The 17,063-nt window shown below is 44.6% G+C and carries 13 protein-coding genes; 4 read left to right on the plus strand and 9 right to left on the minus strand.

Going from position 1 to position 17,063, the window contains the following annotated elements:
• On the plus strand, positions 1–270 hold a 270-nt coding region (locus tag QUB70_RS23365), incomplete at its 5' end, for a hypothetical protein (protein WP_332983715.1).
• Positions 271–468: 198 nt separating this feature from the next.
• Here the strand turns inward: QUB70_RS23365 and QUB70_RS23370 are convergent.
• From QUB70_RS23370 to QUB70_RS23385, 4 genes are all read right to left on the minus strand, one after another.
• Positions 469–1,602, minus strand: a complete 1,134-nt coding sequence (locus tag QUB70_RS23370) for an RNA-guided endonuclease InsQ/TnpB family protein (protein ID WP_332983716.1) — start codon at positions 1,600–1,602, stop codon at positions 469–471.
• 353 nt (positions 1,603–1,955) lie between these two features.
• A complete protein-coding gene (locus QUB70_RS23375) occupies positions 1,956–4,130 on the minus strand; it encodes a glutamine synthetase III family protein (protein ID WP_332983717.1) in 2,175 nt (724 codons plus the stop codon).
• 1,264 nt (positions 4,131–5,394) lie between these two features.
• Complete coding sequence (locus QUB70_RS23380; protein WP_332983718.1) at positions 5,395–6,006, minus strand: 2OG-Fe(II) oxygenase; 612 nt, start codon at positions 6,004–6,006, stop codon at positions 5,395–5,397.
• Between the two features lie 406 nt (positions 6,007–6,412).
• The gene (locus QUB70_RS23385) at positions 6,413–7,063 is read right to left on the minus strand and encodes a sensor histidine kinase (RefSeq protein WP_332983719.1); all 651 of its coding nucleotides are present in this window, start codon (positions 7,061–7,063) and stop codon (positions 6,413–6,415) included.
• A gap of 96 nt (positions 7,064–7,159) precedes the next feature.
• Between QUB70_RS23385 and QUB70_RS23390 the strand changes: the two genes are divergently transcribed.
• The 3 genes from QUB70_RS23390 to QUB70_RS23400 all read left to right on the plus strand — a co-directional run bounded on the left by QUB70_RS23390 (position 7,160) and on the right by QUB70_RS23400 (position 10,077).
• The gene (locus tag QUB70_RS23390; RefSeq protein WP_332983721.1) at positions 7,160–7,342 is read left to right on the plus strand and encodes a hypothetical protein; all 183 of its coding nucleotides are present in this window, start codon (positions 7,160–7,162) and stop codon (positions 7,340–7,342) included.
• Positions 7,311–7,781 carry a DUF5110 domain-containing protein gene (locus QUB70_RS23395; protein ID WP_332983722.1) on the plus strand — a complete coding sequence of 157 codons (471 nt, stop codon included), beginning with the start codon at positions 7,311–7,313 and terminating at the stop codon, positions 7,779–7,781. The genes QUB70_RS23390 and QUB70_RS23395 overlap by 32 nt, the downstream gene beginning before the upstream one ends.
• A 352-nt stretch (positions 7,782–8,133) precedes the next feature.
• Positions 8,134–10,077, plus strand: coding sequence for an ABC transporter ATP-binding protein (locus QUB70_RS23400; RefSeq protein WP_332983723.1), 1,944 nt, complete (start codon positions 8,134–8,136; stop codon positions 10,075–10,077).
• A gap of 157 nt (positions 10,078–10,234) precedes the next feature.
• Here QUB70_RS23400 and QUB70_RS23405 read toward each other — a convergent pair whose 3' ends face one another.
• The 5 genes from QUB70_RS23405 to QUB70_RS23425 all read right to left on the minus strand — a co-directional run bounded on the left by QUB70_RS23405 (position 10,235) and on the right by QUB70_RS23425 (position 17,050).
• Positions 10,235–11,782, minus strand: a complete 1,548-nt coding sequence (locus tag QUB70_RS23405; protein ID WP_332983724.1) for a hypothetical protein — start codon at positions 11,780–11,782, stop codon at positions 10,235–10,237.
• A gap of 362 nt (positions 11,783–12,144) precedes the next feature.
• Complete coding sequence (locus QUB70_RS23410) at positions 12,145–15,156, minus strand: CHAT domain-containing tetratricopeptide repeat protein (protein ID WP_332983725.1); 3,012 nt, start codon at positions 15,154–15,156, stop codon at positions 12,145–12,147.
• Positions 15,157–15,657: 501 nt separating this feature from the next.
• Entirely contained in the window at positions 15,658–16,020 is a 363-nt protein-coding gene (locus QUB70_RS23415; RefSeq protein ID WP_332983726.1) for a DUF5615 family PIN-like protein, read from the minus strand.
• Positions 16,017–16,352, minus strand: coding sequence for a DUF433 domain-containing protein (locus QUB70_RS23420; RefSeq protein WP_332983727.1), 336 nt, complete (start codon positions 16,350–16,352; stop codon positions 16,017–16,019). Before QUB70_RS23420 ends, QUB70_RS23415 begins: the two co-directional genes overlap by 4 nt.
• Before the next feature lie 275 nt (positions 16,353–16,627).
• A complete protein-coding gene (locus tag QUB70_RS23425) occupies positions 16,628–17,050 on the minus strand; it encodes a hypothetical protein (protein ID WP_332983728.1) in 423 nt (140 codons plus the stop codon).
• Positions 17,051–17,063: the final 13 nt, after the last annotated feature.

Below are 17,063 nucleotides of genomic sequence, written 5' to 3' on the forward strand. Positions count from 1 at the left end.
AATATTACTGGTAAAGGAGGAGTACCGGCGAATCCTAATGATGCGCTCAGTAGCGATTCTGCTCAGTTTAATTGGGTGGAACCACCCGTCGGTGGAAGTCAGAATGTACAGGGTACAAAGGCAGAAAGAGAAATTCAGCCAAAGGCAGTTATTCCTGCTGGAGGTTGGGTGATGGACGATCGAGGTCAAGTAACGCTTGTAGCTTACAATACAACGGATCGAGTTCCGCAGCGATCGAGGCGAGCAGTGCCTGTTTGCCGGGAGCGCTAAAATATGCTGGATTGGGGCTGTAATATCAGGTTCCGTTAAATAGATATAATTTTTGTAGGCGGGTTCACCAATAATAATTGCCTAAAACTGACAATCTCATAAACCCGCTCGCCCGGTTCTTATAAGCAATTAACCGAACTTGATATAAGGCGTTGCTCAAAATACAATTCTCACCAATAACTTGACAACTCCCCAGCCCTAAAGGGACGGGGATTCATAAGACCATAATTTAAGTCTTACAGGTGCTGACAAATCACCCCTACCAACTCCACTTAGATCGAGTCCAAGTATTGTTGCTACTTTGCGACCAATGTTTGCACAGCCATTGCAATCTGCATTAATTAGCCACCCCTTCGCCGTCCGATATAATCCACGTTTAATTCTTGTTCCAGAAGCTTTCCACCCTTCGGGTTTTGCACCGAATTTAGGCAGTTCGTCACCATCAATAAACGAAGTTTTTGATGTATAGGATTCTTCAGTTTCTACAAATTTGATTCCATACTGTTCGCACAGTTGAGCAATTCGATCTTTTAACCTACCCGTGGGAATTTGAACAAATTTTTGATTCGTCTTTGTACCTAGGTTGATCGAATTTTTCTGATTTTTGTTCCATCCAAATATGACTGTACCAATCTTGGACGATACACAATGATTGATGACCTTACGAGCAGCTTTATTAACCGCATCCCGCATTGTTCTATTTCTGTTTTCGGTCAGCCGTTCCAGTCTTTTAGACCAGAATCCGTTGTCTTTTCCAGACATCAAGGTTGCCACTCGTTTGTTGTAACCTTGGTTGATAGACTTTAGATGTCTTCCGTCTACGATGAATGAAGTCCCAATATTGCTAACACAAGTTATCCAGTTGTCCATCCCATGATCGATCATCAACACAGAATCAACGTTCACATCGGATTGGACAGCTTCTTTTTGGTAAACCAATTCCAGATAAAAACATCCGTTTCTGGGTAAGATCCTGTACTCCTGAATAGCAGAATGATTTAAGTTAGATGGCATGGTCAGATAGAACGAATCTATTCCAAACCAAGCTTTAACTTTGCTCCCTAATGGAAATCGTAACATTCCATCTTTTAATTTGACCGATCTACCTGTAAATGTAACCAACGCTAATCCACCTTGTCTGTATCCAGGCACTCTTGGACGTTGCGTCACTGTTCCTTCTTTGAGTCCAGTCAGTAATCCCAAATAGGACTTGAAAGATTCAGCAACGCTAGTCAATATCTGCTGTGCGGTATCTGAATAAAAAGCTTTGTAGTGGATGTTCTGATTTTCCGTTCCTAATACCTTGTGTAGCTTAGCTCTATTTGGAACCATCCCTGTCTAGAAGAAGAGTTGTCGGGAATAGTAAACTCCACAATTGATTAATTTAGAGGCTTCACTACACAGGAATTCTAAGACTGCTTTCAAGTCTTTGCCTGGACTGATTAGATTTTGCTGGCATCCATACATTCTGTTTTCCTCCTTGGTTTATATTAGCATAGTATTCGCAATTCCAGGGTAAAGTATGCATACAAAACAACCAATACAAAAAAAATTGAAGGCGGTTGAAACTGCTACCGAGTTCCTCCTCATGTCTAAAGCCAGGGGCTTCCCTCTCGTTTTTTGGTGAAAGGACACAGCAGTGCTGTGTCCCTACAAATCTCACCAGAAATTAACCAAATTTCCGATTACTTAACAAACAGCATTTCCTGATAAGTAGGCAGAGGCCACAAATCATCAGCAATTTCACCTTCCAAAGCATCCGCATACTTGCGAACTTCATCCATCAAAGGACGAATTGTTTGCGAAGCATACTGCATATGCTTTTCTGTCGAAGCAAAATCGTGCTCGATCAAAGCAGCGCTCAACTTGGTCGCACAATCCATCATCGATTTAACCAGGGTGGCTACTGTTTGAGCAGTTTCTTTTTCTAGGTCAATGCCAATCTCTTTCAAACCAGCAATTGTGTTGGAAAGATCCGACAAATAGCTGACTGCTGCCGGATAAATCATGGTTTTTGCCATGCTGACTACCAGTTTTGCTTCGACTTCAATTGCCAGCAAATACTGCTCTGCATAGACATCGTAACGGCTTTCCAATTCAACGGGAGTCAGAACACCTGTCTTTTCAAACAAGTCTTCGATGTATCCTTCCTTCAACACCGGCAAAGCATCCGCAGTAGTCCGCAAATTTGCTAAACCGCGTTCCTCAACCGCCATTTTGTGCCATTCTTCAGAATAGCCGTTGCCGCCGAATACCACCGCACCGTGCTCGTCCATCACTTCTTTCAGGAGTGTTTGGATGGCAGCATGAAGTTCAGTTCCGTTAGCCAAATCGCTTTCTAATTTGTTAGCAACCCAGTCCAAAGAATCTGCGAGAATTGTGTTCATCGCCACCAGCGGCCCGGAGACAGACTGACCGGAACCTACTGCACGGAACTCAAAGCGGTTTCCAGTAAAGGCAAAGGGCGAAGTCCGGTTTCTGTCGCCGGCATCCTTCATGAAAGTAGGCAGTGTTTCTACGCCTAAGTTCATAATTCCTCTATCTTGAGAGTCCTTAATTTCTCCCCGGCTAATTTGCCCGAAGATATCTTCTAATTGCGAACCCAAATAGACAGAGATAATCGCTGGGGGAGCCTCATTTGCACCCAGTCGGTGGTCGTTGCTGGCAGTCGCAACTACCGCGCGCAACAGCGGGCCGTATTTGTGAACGCCGCGAATTACAGCGCCGCAGAAAACTAGGAACTGCACGTTAGAGTGCGGTGTATCGCCGGGGTCTAATAAGTTTCCTTGTGTGGCATTTCCAACAGACCAATTGACGTGCTTGCCGGAACCGTTAATGCCGGCGAAAGGCTTTTCGTGCAGCAAGCACATAAAACCGTGTTTCTTCGCTGTGTTGCGAAGAATTGTCATGGTTAATTGTTGGTGGTCGCTGGCGACGTTTGCTGATTCAAAAAATGGTGCAATTTCAAATTGACCGGGAGCTACTTCGTTGTGGCGAGTTTTGGCAGGAATGCCCAGGCGGTACATTCTTTCTTCTACTTCCTGCATGAAAACTTGAACTCGTTCTGGAATTGCTCCAAAATAGTGGTCGTCAAATTGCTGACCTTTAGCTGGAGGTTTGCCAAACAGGGTGCGACCTGCTAACATTAAGTCCGGGCGATTGTTGGCAAAATTGGCATCTATCAGGAAGTATTCTTGTTCGGCACCGCAACTGGAGTTTACCGGAGCAACTTCGGTGTTTCCTAATAGTTTCAAAACGCGGGTTGCTGCTTTGTTCATTGCGGCAATGGAACGCAAAAGCGGCGTTTTCTTGTCTAAGGCTTCGCCTGTCCAGGAGATGAAAACAGTGGGAATGCACAATGTCATGCCGTTGTCTGTTTCCATGACGTAGGCGGGGCTGGTGACATCCCAGGCTGTGTATCCGCGAGCGGCGGCGGTGGAACGGATGCCGCCGTTGGGGAATGACGAGCCATCGGGTTCGCCTTGTACGAGAACTTTGCCGGCAAATTCTGAGATGACTGAGCCGTCGCCTTGGACTGAGATGAAACCGTCGTGTTTTTCGGCGGTGCTGTTGGTGAGCGGGTAAAATACGTGGGCGTAGTACAGGGCTCCTTTGGAAATAGCCCAATCTTTCATGGCTACTGCAACTACATCAGCTACTGATTCGTCGAGTTTTTTGCCGGTTTGAACGGTATTTTTTACTGATTTGAAAATGCTTTTGGGCAGACATTCTTGCATCTTGCTCAGACTAAAAACGTCTGTTGCCCACATATCTTCTAGCCGCTTGGGAGGCCTGGCAGGCATCAGTTTGCGGTTGACGATTTGAGAAATTGCTTGAACGCGCGATTCGTTTCCACTCATGGTTATTTTTATGGGGATTGTGAGACGAGTAGTTTTGAAAAGATCCGGCTTAGGAAAAGCCGGTTGTTAGTGAGGACGTTTGCCCTCTTTATTGTTTTCCCATAAGGACTAAAGTCCTTACTACAAACCAATCTTAATTATGGTAATTATAGCGATGTGCGATCGCTTTGCCATCATGTTGATGACTATCCAGTTTCAGATGCGGTTGGATTTCGGTTATTAGCAAAACAATAGATGACAAGAGCGCGTACTAAACTTGCGTCAATATTATAGATGTCAACATTGTACAGATTTAGTACCTAATCTTTAACCCCGGGTAAGCTGAAAAATTTTGTGCCGATCTATTTAGGGTTTTTCACAAAAAAAGCTCGGTAAGTGGGAAGCTCAGAGACTTTAGTCCTGAGAGGAAAGCGACCAGGCGATTTCAATCGCCTTGAATCCCCTTGCGGGGTAGAGGGGTATGGTTGCCCCTCTGGTGAGGTATGGTTGCCTCGATCTCCCTTGCGGGGTAATGTTAGCTTGTCGGTCAATGTTATAAAGGCTTGTTAGGCTAGCAGCACTGCCTCAGTGACCTTAAGACTGTTTAACTACTAGCGACAGAGCAAGGGACTAGCTTCGCATCCCAGGGTGTCATGACCAAAATAACGTAGCCAGTTAAGGCGATAGCTGGTCAGTACAGCTTGCTTGATTTCTCTTACAAGCTCAGTGGCTTTAGCCCTGAGTTACTGACTGTTTTGCGATCGATAAATTGCAGTCCAGCAAACAACACACTTGTTTAGAGTTTTGGAGAATTATGGATAGTACACAATCTACACTTGGAGAGTCTAAACAATCATTAACGAAATAAATGTATCGCCAGCTACAAAAAATAAGTTTTTTTCTGAACGGTCGATCGCACTGATAGCAGACAACCGCAGGATTTCAGTTTAACACGACGCCATGCTCGCTGAAACTGGGGGCGATCCGCACGTGCAGAAGGCTCCCTTCGGCGAAGCTGAGCGGGTAAAAATCAGTAGTAGGGTGCGTCAGCAGCGCGTTGTTTTATCAATAACTCACGGCTCAAAGCTTACGCACTCTACTAACTTCCTTGCCGAAGTTTACCTGTCATATCATGTCCGTTGAATTGTCAGTTATAAAATTTTGTCGATCGAGTCGGCGCGGGTTTATAGATATTGTGGATGTGAATGAAAGATTGTTGGTGAAACCCGTTCCTACAAGTATTGTGGTTAATTTACATGACTAGATATCAATTATCCAATAAACCTTATTTAATTTTTGCTTTCACGGCCCTAGACTCCACCGTAAATCCGGGAATATCTTGCAATTGTGTTTCGCTCAAACTGTACTGTTCGCAAACCAAACTCAAACGAGTTCCGGTACTTTTAACAGCGTTGACAGAGTGAGTCAAATCTCCTTGAAAATAGACCAGGGAGTTTGCTTGCGGCTTAATGAGTCCGACTTGCTGTTTGTTGCGCCGCAGTATCAACTCTCCCCCTTGCAAGTTCGGCGGCACTTGCACGTACAAAACGCTGACGGCTGCGGGAGGTTCAACAGTTTTGCAGTACGATCGCAAAGATCGATCGATATGCGGATCGACGCGGGAACCTTCACCCAGCAGCAGGGGGTTGAGGTAAAAAGCATTGCATTCAGGCTGTAATGCTCGGTCTAGATAGGGTTTGAACAAGGGAAACCTGCGCTCTACTTCGGTGATTTGCGAACGTTGAAACACCACGGAAAACCCTTTTGTGCCAATGAAATCGCGGTTGAGGTTGTTGATTGCTAGATAAGGGGACGCTTGAATTGCTCCTCGCAAGTCGTTGAGGTAGTCGATCGAGAAAGCGTTAGGATGTTGGCTGTAGTATTTCAAGGCGCTCAAAAATCGTTAAAGTTTAAGGAAACAGCAGATAGAAATCCAGCAATCGCTCATACAAGGGAAAAGCTTCGTTCCTTGCGGAGGACATAATAATGTTTATTTGCGTCCGCGTACTTAAGTCAAAGCGATCGCCCGCAAGTTTCGCAACCGACTAGCAACTGCCAAATATTACTATACAGGCGATCGACTGTTTCTGCGATCGTCCTTTCTTCAAAACTCAGACCAACAAATCCTTTAACCCGCTATAAGTAAGGGGGAGGTGCGCTTTACGCACCCTACAAACTGTAGGTAGGGGTAAGGTGCGCGGGCGCACCCAGAGGTTTTTGATTTATTAATGAAGTAAAAACTTGTTAACTCTTTAATTTCAAACTCACAACTCAAAACTCAAAATTTAAAACTATTTTTCGTATTAGCTAGCGCGGTCAAATTTCTGTCGAACAGGAATTTTGATCGCAAACTCTGTTCCCTCACCCTGAGTAGAGAAACACTCCAGCTTGCCCCCATGTTTTTCAGTAACAATTTGATAGCCGATCGACATCCCCATTCCGGTTCCTTTGCCAACAGGTTTAGTTGTGAAGAAAGGGTCGAAAATGCGCTGCCCGATCTCTTTCGGTATCCCGGAACCGTTATCGGCGATCGCAAGAGAAGCGTAGTCTTTAATCACCTCAATGGACGGTCTTTCTGAGCTAGCTTTGAGGCGGTGTTGCAAAATCATCAGAGTGCTGTCGAGTCCTTCATGGATGTTTACTGGTTTAATATCAACTTCGTCGGTGCGGGAAAAATTGCGGAGGGACAGCAGAATGTTCCGAATGCGTTCTGTCCCAAACTTCATAGAGTTCAGAATTTTGACTAAATATTTTTGCAAAAAATATAGATCAATTGCATCTTCCTGCACTTGAATTTCAGCAACCGCATTGGGGTAGTGATGCTGGTAAAGTTGCACGATATTCAGCAGATTTTGAGAATATTCCTCAAGGTATCTTAGGTTGCCGTGGATGAAGTTAACTGGATTATTAATTTCATGAGCCACAACCGCTACAAGTTGCCCTAAGCTGGACATCTTTTCAGCCAGAAGTGTTGAATGATAGAAAAAGATTGCCAGAATTAGCAAACAAATGTATAATAATAAAGCTATAAAATATTAAAAATCAACAATTTGCGCTATCAGTTGTTGCCCTACATTTACACTTTGTTTTGGGAAGCTGCGACGGCGGGAACGCCGATTTTGCGACCGCTACTGTATCACTTTCCGCGCGATCGCACAACTTTACCACCTTTACGATCGAGTGTTGCTGGGCCCGTCGCTGATGGCTGCACCTGTTTACCGCCCGGGAGTTGAGCATCGCGCCGTGTATTTGCCGGAGGGGACTTGGTTTGATTGGTGGACGGGCGAATGCTATCAGGGCCCGACGCACATTTTGGCTGATGCACCTTTGGAAAGAATGCCGCTTTACGTGCGGGGCGGGGGCATAATTGCGATGGAACCTGTGAGGCAATTTGTGAGCGAAGAACCGCTTGAGTCATTAAAAATGCGAATTTGGCCCGGAACTGGTGAATGGACGCTTTATGAGGATGACGGACACAGTTTTGAGCATGAAAAAGGTGTCGGGGCAACGACTAATTACAAGGTGTATTTGGAAGGTGATAAAACCATTGTTGAAATTGCCGCGCGCGAGGGTCAATTTTTGATTTTAGAGCGCGAAGTTACGGTAGAAGTTGTTGGGATTGGGGAACAGCGATTTACCGATGACGGTACGGTGCGGCGCTTGACATTTTAAGCAATTTTATCAGCGATACCCGTAGGGATACAGCACTGCTGTGTCGTAGTATCCTTGGTGTAAGCATCACAATCAAACAGGTTTGTAGTGAGGACTTCAGTTCGCATCATTCAGAATAAGAACTCACAGTCCAAAAGATCGAACCAGTAACGCTTATTTTAACGTCAACGATATAATTTCTGTGCAGGCTCCTAATTTCAAAGCTATAATATTATTTTCAGCTAGTAGCCGGGAAAAGAGTTCCCAAAAAAACACCAATAAATTCCCTTTAACGCTCGCTAAATATAGCTATTTATGCCAATAGAAAAAAATATTGAATAATTAAGTGAACAGTTATCCATAACAACAAATAATGCAACCCATCCAAATTACCACATTCCAAGCTTTGTGGCGCAGCCTCGGCCTGATAATCAAAGCCGCACCAATTGAACTCCGCAATTTAATATTACTCAACATCATTCGCGGTGCTGCCCCGTCTGCCGTGCTTTTTTTAGATAAATTAATCATTGATGAAGTATCTCGGTTGCTATCGCAAACCCAAACAGCACAGCCCTTTGCTTTGATGCTTTCCCACCCAATATTGCTGTGGAGTATTGGCGGTGTCTTAAGTCTCAAGTTAATCGGCGACTCCCTCGAAACAATGAGCTCTTTTGCAGCGACATCTTTGCGCGATCGCGTTCAAGGCTTTGTTGAAGGAAAAGTCCTCGAAAAAGTCGCTAATTTCGACGATATCGCCCTATTTGAAAACCCCGAACTATTAAATATTGTAGAACTCGCAAAAACCGGAGTATCCAAAATACAGCAACTAGCATTTACCCTCAGCATGACCATCACGGGAATTTTTATATTTATTCCATCTATTAGCCTTGCTGCTACCATAGCTTGGTGGGTGCCACTCCTGATGTTGATTTCATCATCTCCGTCAATTTACATTCAAAGAAAATATAGCCGAATCATCTGGAGAGTTCAAAGAAAGCAAGCTAAAATCAGCCGCGAGATGAACTTATCCGCTAGAGTATTGACGGGCGAAGAATACGCTAAAGAATTGCGTTTATTTGGCTTGCAGGAACTTTGGCTCAAACGCTGGCAGGGTCAGTTTTTGCAGTTTTTTAGCGAGATGCAACGCATCCGAAAAAAAGGAGCAATTGTTGTACTTTTCTGGTCATTGTTTAGTAGAGTAGGAGTAGCTTTGCCATTTGTTTATGTGGTAATGGGAGCTTTGGGAGGGCGCTATACTTTGGGGGATTTGGCGCTTTATTCGGGTTTGATTGTCCAAGTCGAGCAAAGTTTGGAATTGCTGATTGGCAATTATACGAATTTGTACGATATCTCTCTCAGCGTTAGTCCGATTTTTCAACTTTTGGAACTTAAACCAGAATTGCAGTCTCCGCTTGTGGATGTGGCATCTCGCCTGCCTAGTTTACCAAGTCACGGGCAAGATGCCCGTGCCACAAGTCAATTACCAAGTCACGGGCAAGATGCCCGTGCCACAAGTCAATTACCAAGTCACGGGCAAGATGCCCGTGCCACAAAAGATAAAATTGGCATTGAGATTAAGCATCTATCTTTCTGCTATCCCGGCAGCAATAAAAGCACGGTTGAAGATATCAACTTAACCATTAATCCGGGTGAAATGCTAGTGCTTGTTGGTGAAAATGGCGCGGGTAAAACCACCCTTGGTAAACTCCTCGGCCGCCTGTACGATCCGACAAGCGGTACGATCGACTGGAACGGCAAAGATTTGCGATCGTACTCTCTAGCATACGTGCGATCGCGCATCGCCGTAGTCATGCAAGATTACGCCCGTTTCCCCTCCACAGTCCGCGAAAACGTCGGTTTCGGCGACTTGCTTTCACTCTCAGATGACACCGCAATTAACGAAGCCATTTCCGAAGCAGGAATTAGCGCAAAAGTAAATAGTCTTGCCGCAGGTTTAGAGACACCGTTGGGGAAACAATTAGAAGATGGCATAGACTTATCGGGGGGACAGTGGCAAAGAATTGCGATCGCCCGCGCCCTAATGCGGCTTTCTACAGCCGAAGTCCTAATTTTTGACGAACCAACCGCCGCCCTCGACCCCAAGACAGAACACGAAATTTACAGCATCTTCCGCCAAATCGCCGTCGGGAAAACAACGATTGTCATCAGCCACAGATTGGGATTGGCCAAAATTGCCGATCGCATCGCCGTCATGGAAAACGGTAAAATAGCAGAAATAGGAACTCACGACGAATTGATAGAATTGGGCGAAATTTACTATTCAATGTTTACCCGTCAAGCTAGCAGTTACATTTAGAATTATATGGTTGGTGGGATGGGCTTCTAGCCCGTCCAAATTAATAATGCTGGGGACGGGCTAGAAGCCCATCCCACAAGAAAAAAGATTGTGGGATGGGCTTCTAGCCCGTCCAAATTAATTCATAAATTCAGGAATATTATTGTTGAATCTGCCGCTACCTAGACAATATTTTTCTTACCAGCAGCAGGATACCCAGTATCAGCGAGCCAAATCCTAAACCGAAAGCCAAACTCCATAGAATCGTCGCGGTGAAGGGATGAAGCGGGAGGGACAAATTGGGTTGCCATTTAATCGGTGTATCCTTGATTAGGGGATAGGCGGCTGAAAAGATTTGGCCGCCGCCGATCGCAGTTCCGACAAAAAATATGATATTCTCAAGTTGGCGATCGCGCTTTCTCTCATTCTCCTCGTTTGTCTTGTCGGTGGTAATTTGAGCTAGATCGCGCTCTTTCTGCTCTTGTTCCTTTTGCTGGTACAATTCTATTTGTTGGCGATCGCGCTGATGTTCCCTTTCTGCTTGTTCCCGGCTCAACTGCGCCTGTTCGATTTCCACCATCCCGCGAATAGTCGAGATTGTCTGCTGGAAAAAATCTTGATTCGCCATCAGATAGTTTAAGTATTTTTGGATTTGACTTTGATATTTGCGATCGGACAAAATCCGAAACTTCCGCAAAAACTGCAAATCATCGCCTTCAATAGACAATGCTTTAATTCTAGCATAAGCTTTCCCATAAGTGTCAGCATTAATGTCAATCGTAGTGCTAAATTCTTGCAAATACCGCAATTCCTGAGCATAATCAAATACTAGACTGCAAATTGCAGCCAACAAATTCTTTAACTTGGTGAGTTTATATTCTCGATTTGGTTCGGATTCTATTTGATTAAATTCGGGCAGTAATTTTTCTAATTTGTTGGCTATTTTTTGTCCGAGGCGATAACTTTCCGTAGCCTGATTGTACACAAACAATATTTTACTGCGAGCACAAAGTATATTCATCAAATAATAGTTAAAATCTGTTGTTATCAGATGCGAAGTTTCAGGATTTTGTTGCAACCACACTAAGATATGACACTTTTGGGCAGGATTATCATATTCAAAAATTGGATAACCAAACAACCTTCCAGCCGCAGTAATTTTTAATTCGGTTTCGATGCCTTCTTCGACAAAAGCACGCACGCATTTATCTGCCAGGACGCGATAATCATCATACACAACAGGCTCTGCATACAGCAATAAAGTCTGTCCTATCGATGCTTGAATTTGATTCGGCAGCAGGCAACCTTGGGGATTTAATTCCTTTAAATTATATACTGAAATCGTAGCATTATTATAGTAAAAAGTCAAATCTGCCGCGTAGGTATCGTGAATTCTCATCGGCTCAATTGAGCCGTAGAGTTTAGGAGAATCTGGCTGAGTAAGCGGCTGAAAATTTAAGGTTTCGCCATTTTTAATTAATTTCTGATAGCTCAAGTTCGCATTTTCGCCCGCTGTGTCATACTTGCCATCTTTGTAGCAGATGAGGTTGTCTTTCAGAGATTTGAGTTCGGGGAAATCGAACTTTTTCCCGACATTATCGACTAGGTTTTGCCAGATGTGTTCGGCATTTTTGGCTGGTTCTTGGTAGCCTTCATCTCCGTCACTTCGCAGGTGAAAAGGATAGAGAGTGATGCTGGGATTTTTAATTTGCGGTGGTTCGTTCATAATCCAACCTTGGAGAATATACTCATATTATATCCGGTCAAATAAACCAAATTTCGGTAGGGGCGGGTTCACCAACAATATCTAACTCCCACAAACAATCTTAATAAACCCGCCCCCTCCCAACCGATATTTTCAGGCGCTTTTGTACCAGGAATTTTGGGTGGGTGGGGGCGGGTTTTTGTGAATTGTCGGTAATCATTATAGATGGTTGGTGAACCCGCCCCTACGGCATTGATGATTGGAAAATTGTCAAAAAACCGGGTTTCTACGACAATTTGGGTGCGCTCTTAGTCCGCGGAGGCGGACATCGTTTGTATAGGCGCGATTTCAATCGCCCGCTATCTTCTGGGTAAACGCAATTCCTAAGATTTCGTCCCAGAATCATCCGTTTTAACCACCGGAACAGATTGCAAAGACAAACGCAATCTAGTCTGATTTTCCTTCAACGTTTCTCCGAAATCGTTCACGGTTTCTTCCGAGGTATAGGAAGAAGTGCCGCGCGCACCCATTTGATCGATTTCGTTCTCTAAATTCTCTTCTATTTGCGGTCTGGTTTCGCACCAATCCCGAATTTTTTGTGCTACGATATTCACATTATCTGTAGAACCAACTTCAAGGGCGGATAAATGTTCTGCAAATAGATCCGGCTCAGATATTTTTAACAACTTACTCAAAGCAGCGACAATCTGTTGGGGTTTAATATCATCGGGCAGTGACATTACTAATCTCCTTAAATCTATTTGTTGAGTCTCTAATGATATACTTTGGGTTTCACCGATTAAGGTGAACGCAGCCCAAGCGATCGGACTGGAAAATCGTTTCTTTGTTGTTAGCATAGCATGGCGCAATGCCGCTGCTCTGTTATCGCCTCGTGCTAAATTTTGGTAAAATTCAATCATCAGTAACTTGGCTGAAGGTGCTCCCATATTCCACAGGGAGACGATGATACTCGGTACTCCGGCGAGGATGAAGCAGCGCGATAGTCCGTTGACTCCATCTCCGGTGATTGTACCGCGGCCCGTGCTGCAAGCGCTTAATACTACGAGTTCGGAATTGAGTTTTAATTGCAGGATTTCGGCGGCATTCAGCGCGCCGTCGTCGTCTCCTGAAGCAGCTAAAATAATCGTGCCGGGAATGCCGGAACCTTGGAAATCGTCGAGGAGTCCGTGGGCGGATAAATGGACGATGCGCGTGTTGAGCATTTGGTCTTTAATGGCGGCTTTGGTGGCATTTTCTCCACTAATTGCTGTGGTTTGTAAAATGGTGGCGATGGCTTCTGCGGCTTCTTTTGCCCTGGGGAGTTGTGAGAGATCGTAGGGGTTTTCTTGGAATTTGGCGGCGATAGTTGGATCGCCGACTATTAGGGCGGCTTGTCTCAATCCTTTGATGTTTTGTTGGTGTTGGCTGGTTTGTTCTAATACTTGGATGGATGGGGCGGTGAGGATGGTATGGTCTTCGATTAAGTAGCGGTTGTTGGCGGATTGCAGGGCCGTGAAGGGGACTAAAAATAGTTCGTAGTGGGGGATGAAGATGACGAGGGAATCGGGGTCGGTTGGGAGTAAATCGGCTATGGGTTCGATCAGGATTTGATGGAGTAATTTTAGTAAGCGGCGTTGTGTCTCTATACTAGAATTGGGTTCCATCTGAATTTCGTTGCCTTCGTCATCGGTTTCATCGACTCCGATGGAGACGCGGGTTTTGAGGATGATTTGTTTGAGGGATTGGTTTTGTTCGTTGAGGGGTTCGAGGTTGGCGGCGCGATGGGTGATGTTGCCGTTTGGTTGGATTACCCAGATGTAAAGGTTGTCTGAATCGATAATCGAATATTCAACGATTGTGGAGTTTTTCTGTTGGGCGATTTGTTGGATTCTGGGAATTGATAATGTATTTGTGACTTCGTTGGTTGCTAAGTCGGTTGTTAAGAGGTTTTGTTGCAATAATTCTGCGAAGGCGCGGGTACGGCCCATTTCGGAGATTTCTAGGGCTTCGTCAAATTTATTTTGGGCGACTAGGACTTGTTGCAGGAGGCGATAGGTAGATATTTGGGTTTCAAATATTGATACTTTGTGGTCATTGTTGACTAATTCCGAGCGCAGAGTTTCCCAAATTATGATTGAGGCGCGGAGTTTTGCTTCGGCTTCTTGTAAAAAATAAATTTCAAATAATTTCAATGGTTTTTTAATAAAGAATGCTAAAAATTTGGGAGCATTTGTGTAACGGATTCTAAGTCCATTGCTGATTTGATAGTAAACATTGCCCAAATTGCAAAGGGAATTAGCTTCTCCTTTACGATTTCCGATTTTCTGTACAATCTTTAATTGCTGTTCATGAAATTTGATCGCCCTGTGGAACTGTCCTAGGGAATAGTAAGCATTGCCCAAACTGCTGAGGGAATTGGCTTCCCATTGGCGATTTCCGATTTCCCGCGAAATCTCTAAAGACTGTTCGAGAAAATCAAGCGCCCTGTGGAATTCCCCTAGGGAATAGTAAGCATTGCCCAAATTGCAAAGGGAAGCAGCTTCTCCATCGCGATCCCCTATTTCCCGTTTAATCACTAAAGACTGTTCGTGAAAATCTATTGCCTGCTTGTATTGCCCTAGGGAATAGTAAGCATTGCCAAAATTATTGAGGGAATTGGCTTCTCCTTGGGAATTTCCCATTTCCCGTGCAATCTCTAATAACTCTTGGTGAAAATCAATCGCCCTGTGGAATTGTCCTAGGGAATAGTAAGCATTACCCAAATTGCCGAGGGAATTGGCTTCTCCTTGGCGATCTCCTATTTCCCGTGAAATCTCTAAAGACTGTTCGTAAAATTCGATCACCCTGTGGTATTTCCCTAGGGATTGGTAAGCTAATCCCAAATTGCAAAGAGAACCAGCTTCCCATTGGCGATCGCCTATTTCCCGTGAAATCTCTAAAGACTGTTCGTGAAACTCTATCGCCTGCTTGTATTGCCCTAGGGATTTGTAAGCTAAGCCCAAATTGCCTAGGGACTTAGCTTCTCCTTGGCGATTTTCGATTTCTCGATAAATAGTTAATGCCTGTTCCCAATACTGCAAAGCTTCTCGAAATTGACTTATTTTATGCTGCTGTATTCCTTGTTCTAACAGTCTGTCTGCTTCTGCTTTTCGGGTGACTGCCACTGAGGTGTTGTCATTCATTTCAAGCAGTAGCCCTGCAAAATTCATCAACCGATTAGCATTATTTAGTTCGCCTCTTTCCCTAAGATTATCTGCCTCTTCTAGCATTGCCGCCACCAAGCCATCATCCAGCAAATCCGGGTGAGTTTTCAATATCTCCGCTTGTTCGCCGGTGGGACAAGTTAGCAGTTGATTAATCAGGTTGAGATAGGCTGGTTGGCGATCGGAGTTCATGGGGGAGTTAGGGGAAGGTTGAAGGGTGAAAGCATAATTAAATTGCGATAGATTGATTATAGATTGAACTCATCTGTTTGGGCGTGTGTTATTCCCCTAATTATCGTAGGGGCGGGTTCACCAACCATCCCTAATGAGTACCGACAATTTATATAAACCCGCCCCCACCCAGCGACGGATTCGCGATCTAATTTCATTCGCTCAGTGGCGAGAAACCGGGTTTCTACGAAGATTTTCGGCTGAGTACGAGAAATAAGGGAAGAAACCCGGTTTCTGGGATTAGGGTGCGAGATAGATTTATGATAGATTGAGATTATCTGTTTTGCGGCAAAGTCTCGATCCCCCCTAGCCCCCCTTAAGAAGGGGGGGACAAGAGTTAAATACAAATTCCCGCTTCTTAACGAGGGGATAAAAGTCTGATTCAAAGTCCCCCTTAAGAAGGGGGATTTAGGGGGATCTAGTCTTCGAGGTAAAGCAGAGATACCGTGCGATCGACCTTTTTTACAATGGAATCCAATCCAACTTATCGATCCATTCTTCAGCCTCAGAAGTCTCCCAAACCATCACAATTTCCTCAGCCCACCTGCCTAAACTTGCACTCGGACGCACCCAAAAAAGTCCCCACATTTGTCCTCCTCCTGCCGCCCTGTAGTCTGCCAAGTGTCCCGGAATACTTTTGCGATTATCCGTCACCAATAGTCGTTGAGACGATACCAAATACGTGAGAATATCTGGATCTAAAGTTCCCAATGGTGGTGCACCAACATCACCCACCCGCAAAATATCTATTTCCGGTTGCAGGAGTAAAACAGCAGTCTTAAGTTTACTAGGCAAATTTTCATCTATTAAGAAACGAGTTTTCACTGAATTCTTAGTAACTCCTGTTCTCGTTGTGCTTTAATTAATCTCATACGTTTTACTACATCAGAAGGTTCTTTAGCCAACCATTCCTGATAACGTTCTTCCCGCCACCGGGCCAAGCGCAACATATAAGCATCCATCTGTCTGCGATTGTGCAGATAGTACGTGAGACTAGCGTAAATTTTCTCAAAGTTCAGACTTGGTAATTCTTCCAGAATTTGCTCTGGCGAATACCCGCTCAAGTAATATTTAATCACGTCGTCGATGCCAATCCGATGTCCTTTGATGCGGATATCATCGGGGTCGAGAAACTCAAAATAATCTTCTAGCTGCATTTGTTTATATCCCAACTCTTAACTTAATTATACATCAATCCTTTTTTAGTATGACTTTTTTGGGTAAATTCTTGCTGGCCAGGAAGAAACCCGGTTTCTATGTTTCTGCGACAATTTTCTGCTGAGTACGAGAAATCTAGGAAGAAACCCGGTTTCTGAGATTTTGGTGCGTGGCGAGAAACCGGGTTTCTATGAAGATTTTCGGCTGAGTACGAGAGATATCGGAAGAAACCGGGTTTCTCGGATTCTTGTGCCTCCGAAAAGTCGATCGCAAATTATCTCCCCGTCAGCGTATCCGCATAAGGATCGGGCAAAGCTTGCTGCACTTCCAAAACCGACAAAGAATCGCCAGTTAACGGCTTGCTATTCAAATTTTTTTTTACCCCCTCCCCCTTGCGATCGCGCTCTTGCAAATGCGATAATTCCTGTTGATAAACAGCAACAATTCGCGCTAAACTCGCCGCCAAATCATCCCAATTATCATCTCCCACCAACTTCTCAGAAATCCCCTCAAATAACTCTCCAGCTTGCCTTTTTTGAACGTAAGCCTTCAAAAGCTTTCCCGACTTTTGCAAAACAGCCTGATAAATTTCCCCATCAGACCACCACAGTCCCGGCTGGCTCAGCAGCCAAGTCAAAATATACTCGCGAGCGTGTTGCTCCTTCACCCATGCCGCGAGATACTGCAAATCTTCCATAGTACAGTCTCCT

It is taken from the genome of Microcoleus sp. A003_D6 (assembly GCF_036702825.1).
In the GTDB taxonomy this organism is placed as follows: domain Bacteria; phylum Cyanobacteriota; class Cyanobacteriia; order Cyanobacteriales; family Microcoleaceae; genus Microcoleus.